This is a genomic window from Burkholderia sp. Ac-20384 (assembly GCF_017104605.1).
Lineage (GTDB): Bacteria > Pseudomonadota > Gammaproteobacteria > Burkholderiales > Burkholderiaceae > Burkholderia > Burkholderia lata.
The window spans coordinates 20,738-27,663 of the sequence record NZ_JAAGPE010000121.1 but is presented as its reverse complement, the minus strand read 5'-3'; the positions used below and the strand labels follow the sequence as shown (position 1 = coordinate 27,663).

The following is a 6,926-nucleotide window of genomic DNA, read 5'->3' as shown; positions in this document are numbered from 1 at the left end:
TTCCAAGTCAGCTGCGCGCTCCAGACTGCTGCACACCGCCAACCCTGCTTCCCTCTTCCGCGCTGCGTTTCCGTTAGCGCGAAAGAGGCGTGATTCTAAGCACCCGGCCCCAACTACGCAAGCCCCTTTGTGAAAAAAGTTTGAAAAAGCCCCCGTGCGCTGACGCGCACGGGGGCTCGGCGGGCTTGGCAATCACGCCGACAACCGATACCCACCAGTCACCGGCCAACTACCCAAGTAGCCCGATCAGCGGTGCTTGAACACCGGCTTCCGTTTCTCGACGAATGCCGCCATCCCTTCCTTCTGGTCTTCGGTCGCGAACAGCGAATGAAACAGCCGACGCTCGAAGTGGACGCCTTCGGCCAGCGTCGTCTCGTACGCACGGTTCACCGACTCCTTGACCATCATGACCGCCGGCAGCGAAAACTCGGCGATCGTCGCTGCGGCGGCAAGCGCCTCATAAAGCAGCGTGTCGGCCGGCAATACGCGCGACACGAGCCCCGCGCGCTCCGCTTCGGCAGCATCCATGAAACGAGCGGTCAGGCACATGTCCATCGCCTTCGCCTTAGACACCGCGCGCGGCAGGCGCTGCGTGCCGCCCGCACCCGGCATGACGCCCAGCTTGATTTCCGGCTGGCCGAACTTGGCCGTGTCCGCCGCGAAGATGATGTCGCACATCATGGCCAGCTCGCAGCCGCCACCCAGCGCAAAGCCAGAAACCGCCGCAATGATCGGCTTGCGAATTTCGCGGACCGTCTCCCAGTTGCGCGTGATGTAGTCGCCCCGGTAGGCATCCATATAGGAGTAGGTCGCCATCATGCCGATGTCTGCGCCGGCCGCGAACGCCTTCTCGCTCCCGGTCACGACGATCGCGCCGATACCATCGTCCGCATCGAACGCCTTCAGCGCGTCACCCAGCTCATCCATCAGCGCATCGTTCAGCGCATTCAGCGCCTTCGGACGGTTCAGCGTAACCAGCCCGACACGCCCCCGGGTCTCCACCAGGATGTTCTCGTAAGCCATCTATTTCTCCTCGATCAATGAAATGAGAAACGCCTCGCACATGCGAATAGTTTGATGCTACCATTCTCCGACCAACCGGTCGGTTAATTAATCGATCCAACCCCTCTCAACGTCCATCAGGCTGCCGCCATGACCCATGCACTGTTCACGAAGCACGAAGACACGCTGAAACACGCACTCGCCGCCATCGGGAGCCGCGGGTACTGGAGCCCGTTCGCCGAAATGCCGAGCCCCAAAGTGTACGGGGAAAGCGCGAACGCAGATGGCGAGGCCGCGTTCAAGTCGCACCTCGACAAGACGTTCGCGCTCGACCAGCCGGCGTCCGGAGAAACGGTCGGCGCAGAGCGGTCGCCGTACGGCGTTGCACTGGGCATCCGGTATCCGAAGTCGACGCCCGACGAACTGATCGCCGCCGCTGCCGCCGCGCAACGCTCGTGGCGCGAAGCCGGCCCGAGCGCCTGGATCGGCGTCAGCCTCGAAATCCTCGCGCGCCTGAATCGCGCCAGCTTCGAAATCGCCTACAGCGTGATGCACACCACCGGGCAGGCATTCATGATGGCGTTCCAGGCCGGCGGCCCGCACGCGCAAGATCGCGCGCTCGAGGCAGTCGCCTATGCATGGGACGAACTGCGCCGCATCCCCGCCGAAGCACACTGGGAAAAGCCTCAAGGCAAGAACCCGCCGCTCGCGATGCACAAGCGCTATACGATCGTCCCGCGCGGTACCGGGCTCGTGCTCGGCTGCTGCACGTTCCCGACCTGGAACGGCTACCCCGGCCTGTTCGCCGATCTCGCAACCGGCAACACCGTGATCGTCAAACCGCATCCGGGCGCGATCCTGCCCCTCGCCGTCACCGTCCGGATCGCTCGCGACGTGCTGCGCGAAGCCGGTTTCGATCCGAACGTCGTCACGCTCCTCACGACCGAACCCAACGACGGCGCACTCGTTCAGGATCTCGCGCTGCGCCCCGAGATCAAGTTGATCGACTTCACCGGCAGCACGCAAAACGGCACGTGGCTCGAACGCCATGCTCACCAGGCACAGGTCTATACGGAGAAGGCTGGTGTCAACCAGATCGTGATCGACTCGACCGACGACCTGAAGGCCGCCGCCAAAAACATCGCGTTCTCGCTGGCGCTGTACTCCGGCCAGATGTGCACGGCACCGCAGAACATCTACGTGCCGCGCGACGGCATCCGGACGGCGGACGGCCACGCGAGCTTCGACGAGGTCGCACAGGCAATCGCCCTTTCCGTGCAAAAACTCACCGGCGACCCGGCACGCTCGGTCGAACTGATCGGCGCAATCCAGAACGAAGGCGTGACCGCACGCATCGACGATGCCCGCCAACTCGGCCGCGTGCTCGCCGACAGCCTGACCCTCCAACACCCTGCGTTCCCCGATGCCCGCGTGCGCACGCCGCTCGTGCTGCAACTCGACGTGGCCGATCGCGAGAAATTCACGCAGGAATGGTTCGGCCCGATCTCGTTCGTGATCGCGACCGACTCGACCGCGCAATCACTCGACCTCGCCGGGGAAATCGCGGCAGAACATGGCGCGCTGACGCTCTCCGTCTACAGCACCGATGATGCGATCGTCGACGCCGCCCACGACGCGGCGGTGCGCGGTGGCGTCGCGCTGTCGATCAACCTGACGGGCGGTGTGTTCGTGAACCAGTCGGCAGCGTTCTCGGACTTCCACGGCACGGGCGCGAACCCGGCAGCCAACGCGGCGCTGGCCGACCCGGCGTTCGTCGCCAACCGGTTCCGCGTGGTGCAAAGCCGCGTCCATGTTGCCCCGAAGGCTGCACCTGTGGAAGCCGGCCAACCGGCATAACCCGAATGGCCGACGTGCAAACGCCGCCACGTTCTCTACCATGAACGAATCCGCCACCTGGCGGGTTCGTTGCTCATCGATACGCCCATGACAGACGCCTATATCTGCGACGCGATTCGCACCCCAATCGGCCGCTACGGCGGCGCCCTGAAAGATGTCCGCGCCGACGACCTCGGTGCGGTGCCGCTCAAGGCGCTCATCGAGCGCAACCGTGACGTCGACTGGACGGCGATCGACGACGTGATCTACGGCTGCGCGAACCAGGCCGGCGAGGACAACCGCAACGTCGCGCGTATGTCGGCGCTGCTCGCGGGCCTGCCGACCGACGTGTCCGGCACGACGCTGAACCGGCTGTGCGGCTCCGGGATGGACGCGGTCGGCACGGCTGCGCGCGCGATCAAGGCGGGCGAGGCGCGCCTGATGATCGCAGGCGGCGTCGAGAGCATGACGCGTGCGCCGTTCGTGATGGGCAAGGCCACGAGCGCGTTCGCACGCCAAGCTGACATTTTCGACACGACGATCGGCTGGCGCTTCATCAATCCGCTGATGAAACAGCTGTATGGCGTCGATTCAATGCCCGAGACGGCCGAAAACGTCGCGGTCGACTACAACATCAGCCGCGCCGACCAGGATCTGTTCGCGCTGCGCAGCCAGCAGAAGGCCGCGCGTGCGCAGCAGGATGGCACGCTCGCCGAGGAAATCGTCGCCGTCACGATTCCGCAGAAGAAAGGCGATCCGCTGGTTGTGTCGCGCGACGAGCATCAACGCGAAACGTCGCTCGAAGCGCTCGCGAAATTGAAGGGCGTCGTGCGCCCGGACGGCTCGGTGACGGCCGGCAACGCATCGGGCGTCAACGACGGTGCGTGCGCACTGTTGCTCGCCAATGCGCAGGCGGCAGACCAGTACGGTTTGCGCCGCCGCGCACGCGTCATCGGCATGGCGACAGCCGGCGTCGCGCCGCGCGTGATGGGCATCGGGCCCGCACCCGCCACGCAGAAACTGCTGCGCCAGCTCGGCATGACCATCGATCAGTTCGACGTGATCGAGCTGAACGAGGCGTTCGCGTCGCAAGGTCTCGCGGTGCTGCGCATGCTAGGCGTCGCCGACGACGATCCGCGCGTGAACCCGAATGGTGGCGCAATCGCACTGGGGCATCCGCTCGGCGCATCGGGCGCCCGGCTCGTGACCACGGCACTCCACCAACTCGAGCGTACGGGCGGCCGCTTTGCGCTCTGTACGATGTGCATCGGCGTCGGCCAGGGCATCGCACTCGCGATCGAACGCGTGTAGCCCACGCACCGCGCGCCTATAACGAAGTCATGAAGGAGATACTGCATGTCCTATCAGGCGATTCAGCTGGATATCGATCACGCGTCGAACGTGGCCACGATCACCCTCAACCGCCCCGACAAGCTGAACAGCTTTACGCGGGCGATGCATCGCGAGCTGCAGTCGGCACTCGATGATGTCGAGGCGGCCGGCGCGCGCGCGCTGATCCTGACAGGTGCGGGACGCGGCTTCTGCGCCGGCCAGGACCTGGCCGATCTCGACTTCACGCCGGGCGCGTCTACCGACCTCGGCACGCTGATCGACGAACACTTCAATCCACTGATCCGCCGCCTGCAGCGTCTGCCGATTCCGGTGATCGCCGCCGTCAATGGTACGGCGGCCGGCGCCGGTGCGAATCTCGCGCTCGCCTGCGATCTCGTGTTCGCCGCCCGCTCGAGCAGTTTCATCCAGGCCTTCGTCAAGATAGGGCTCGTACCCGATTCCGGCGGTACCTGGTTCCTGCCCCAACGCGTCGGCATGGCACGCGCGCTGGGGCTCGCACTGACCGGCGACAAGCTCGGGGCCGAACAGGCCGAGCAATGGGGCTTGATCTGGCGTGCCGTCGACGACGACACGCTCGCTGCGACAGCCCGCCAGCTCGCCACCCAGCTCGCGCAGCAGCCGACGCTTGCGATCGCATCGATCAAGCAATCGATGCGCGCCAGTGTCACGAACACGCTCGACCAGCAACTCGACATGGAACGCGACCTGCAGCGCACGCTCGGCCAGTCGCACGACTACGCGGAAGGCGTGAAAGCATTCATCGAGAAGCGCGCGCCGCGCTTCGAGGGGCGTTGACATGACAAATGCCACTGCCACGCTCGACCCCGATTCGCTGGCCCGCGCCACCGCACGGGCCATGTACGAAGCCGACGCATGCAGCCGCGCATTCGGGATGGAAATTGCCGAAGTACGTGCCGGCTATGCGCGTCTGCAGATGCGCGTGCGTTCCGAGTTCCTGAATGGTCATCAGACCTGCCATGGCGGAATCATCTTCACGTTGGCCGATTCGACGTTCGCGTTCGCGTGCAACTCGTACAACGTGAATACCGTCGCGGCCGGCTGCTCGATCGAATTCCTGCGCCCGGTGCACGGCGACGACGTGCTGACGGCCGAGGCGATCGAGCAAGCGCGCGCCGGCCGCCAAGGCATCTACGACATCCGCGTCACGAACCAGACCGGCGAAACTGTCGCGATGTTTCGCGGCAAATCCGCCCAGATCAAGGGCACGGTCATCCCGGAAGACCGCTGACGTCGACGGCTCGCACATAACAAACACTGGAGACATGCATGACTACCCCGCTACCGCTCGAGCCGATCGAGACCGCCTCACGCGACGAGCTGACCGCGCTGCAGCTCGAACGCCTCAAGTGGTCGCTCCGGCATGCGTATGACCACTCCCCCGTCTATCGTCGCAAGTTCGACGACGCGGGTGTCCATCCGGACGACCTGAAGACGCTCGCCGACCTGTCGCGCTTCCCGTTCACGACGAAGAGCGACCTGCGCGACAGTTACCCGTTCGGAATGTTCGCGGTGCCGCAGGACCAGATCTCGCGCATTCATGCGTCGTCGGGCACGACCGGCAAGCCGACGGTCGTCGGCTATACGGCCGGCGACATCGACACATGGGCGAATCTCGTCGCGCGCTCGATCCGCGCCGCCGGTGCGCGCCGTGGTGACAAGGTACACGTCAGCTACGGCTACGGCTTGTTCACGGGCGGGCTCGGCGCGCACTACGGCGCCGAACGCGCGGGGCTTACCGTGATTCCGTTTGGCGGCGGCCAGACCGAGAAGCAGGTGCAGCTGATCCAGGATTTCCGGCCCGACATCATCATGGTGACGCCGAGCTACATGCTGTCGATCGCCGACGAAATCGAGCGTCAGGGCCTCGATCCCGTGCAAAGTTCGCTGCGCATCGGCATCTTCGGCGCGGAACCGTGGACCAACGACATGCGCGTCGCGATCGAGCAGCGGATGGGCATCGATGCGGTCGACATTTACGGGCTGTCCGAAGTGATGGGCCCAGGCGTCGCGTCCGAATGCGTCGAGACCAAGGACGGGCCAACCATCTGGGAAGACCACTTTTATCCGGAAATCATCGATCCTGAAACCGGCGAAGTGCTTCCGGACGGCGAGCTCGGCGAACTCGTATTCACGTCGCTGACGAAGGAAGCGCTGCCGATCGTCCGCTACCGGACCCGCGACCTCACGCGGCTGTTGCCGGGCACGGCCCGCACGATGCGCCGGATGGAGAAGATCACGGGGCGCTCGGACGACATGATGATCGTGCGCGGCGTGAACGTATTCCCGACGCAGATCGAGGAGCAGTTGCTCAAGCAGCGCGCACTCGCGCCGCACTATCAGATCGTGCTGACGAAGGAAGGCCCGCTCGACGTGATGACGCTCAACGTCGAGCCTTGCCCCGAAACCGCGCCCGATACGGCGGCAATCCACGCGGCAAAACAGGCGCTCGCCTATGACATCAAGTCGCTGATCGGCGTGACGGCCGTGATCAACGTGCTGCCCGTGAACGGGATCGAGCGGTCGGTCGGCAAGGCGCGACGCGTCGTCGACAAGCGCAAGGGCTGACGAAAATCGCTGCGCGCTGATTACGCGCGGTGAATCCGTGGCTGCAAATGAAACAGCCCGATCGGCGTTGGCCGATCGGGCTGTTTCATTCCGGAGCACCGTTGGAGCACCCGCCGACGCGACTCGCGCATCACGAAAGCTGACACCGC

At 65.0% G+C, this 6,926-nt stretch carries 6 protein-coding genes; 5 read left to right on the top strand and 1 reads right to left on the bottom strand.

Features of this window, described 5'->3' with window-relative positions:
* Positions 1-246 precede the first annotated feature (246 nt).
* On the bottom strand, positions 247-1,023 hold the full coding sequence (locus tag G3O00_RS22055; RefSeq protein ID WP_206144328.1) for an enoyl-CoA hydratase: 777 nt from the start codon (positions 1,021-1,023) through the stop codon (positions 247-249).
* A 129-nt stretch (positions 1,024-1,152) separates the two neighbouring features.
* On the opposite strand from G3O00_RS22055, the gene paaN reads away from it, so the two are divergent.
* From paaN to paaK, 5 genes are all read left to right on the top strand, one after another.
* On the top strand, positions 1,153-2,859 hold the full coding sequence (gene paaN / locus G3O00_RS22050; RefSeq protein ID WP_206144327.1) for a phenylacetic acid degradation protein PaaN: 1,707 nt from the start codon (positions 1,153-1,155) through the stop codon (positions 2,857-2,859).
* A gap of 87 nt (positions 2,860-2,946) precedes the next feature.
* On the top strand, positions 2,947-4,149 hold the full coding sequence (pcaF, locus tag G3O00_RS22045) for a 3-oxoadipyl-CoA thiolase (protein ID WP_206144326.1): 1,203 nt from the start codon (positions 2,947-2,949) through the stop codon (positions 4,147-4,149).
* 45 nt (positions 4,150-4,194) lie between these two features.
* A complete protein-coding gene (gene paaG / locus G3O00_RS22040; protein WP_011350824.1) occupies positions 4,195-4,986 on the top strand; it encodes a 2-(1,2-epoxy-1,2-dihydrophenyl)acetyl-CoA isomerase PaaG in 792 nt (263 codons plus the stop codon).
* A gap of 1 nt (position 4,987) precedes the next feature.
* Complete coding sequence (gene paaI, locus G3O00_RS22035) at positions 4,988-5,440, top strand: hydroxyphenylacetyl-CoA thioesterase PaaI (RefSeq protein ID WP_206144325.1); 453 nt, start codon at positions 4,988-4,990, stop codon at positions 5,438-5,440.
* 38 nt (positions 5,441-5,478) lie between these two features.
* Positions 5,479-6,777, top strand: coding sequence for a phenylacetate--CoA ligase PaaK (paaK, locus tag G3O00_RS22030; RefSeq protein WP_069247036.1), 1,299 nt, complete (start codon positions 5,479-5,481; stop codon positions 6,775-6,777).
* Positions 6,778-6,926 lie beyond the last annotated feature (149 nt).

Coding starts and splice junctions, on each gene's coding strand:
- G3O00_RS22055 (WP_206144328.1), bottom strand. CDS start 1,023: ATGGCTTACGAGAACATCCTGGTGGAGACCCGGGGGCGTGTCGGGCTG.
- paaN (WP_206144327.1), top strand. CDS start 1,153: ATGACCCATGCACTGTTCACGAAGCACGAAGACACGCTGAAACACGCA.
- pcaF (WP_206144326.1), top strand. CDS start 2,947: ATGACAGACGCCTATATCTGCGACGCGATTCGCACCCCAATCGGCCGC.
- paaG (WP_011350824.1), top strand. CDS start 4,195: ATGTCCTATCAGGCGATTCAGCTGGATATCGATCACGCGTCGAACGTG.
- paaI (WP_206144325.1), top strand. CDS start 4,988: ATGACAAATGCCACTGCCACGCTCGACCCCGATTCGCTGGCCCGCGCC.
- paaK (WP_069247036.1), top strand. CDS start 5,479: ATGACTACCCCGCTACCGCTCGAGCCGATCGAGACCGCCTCACGCGAC.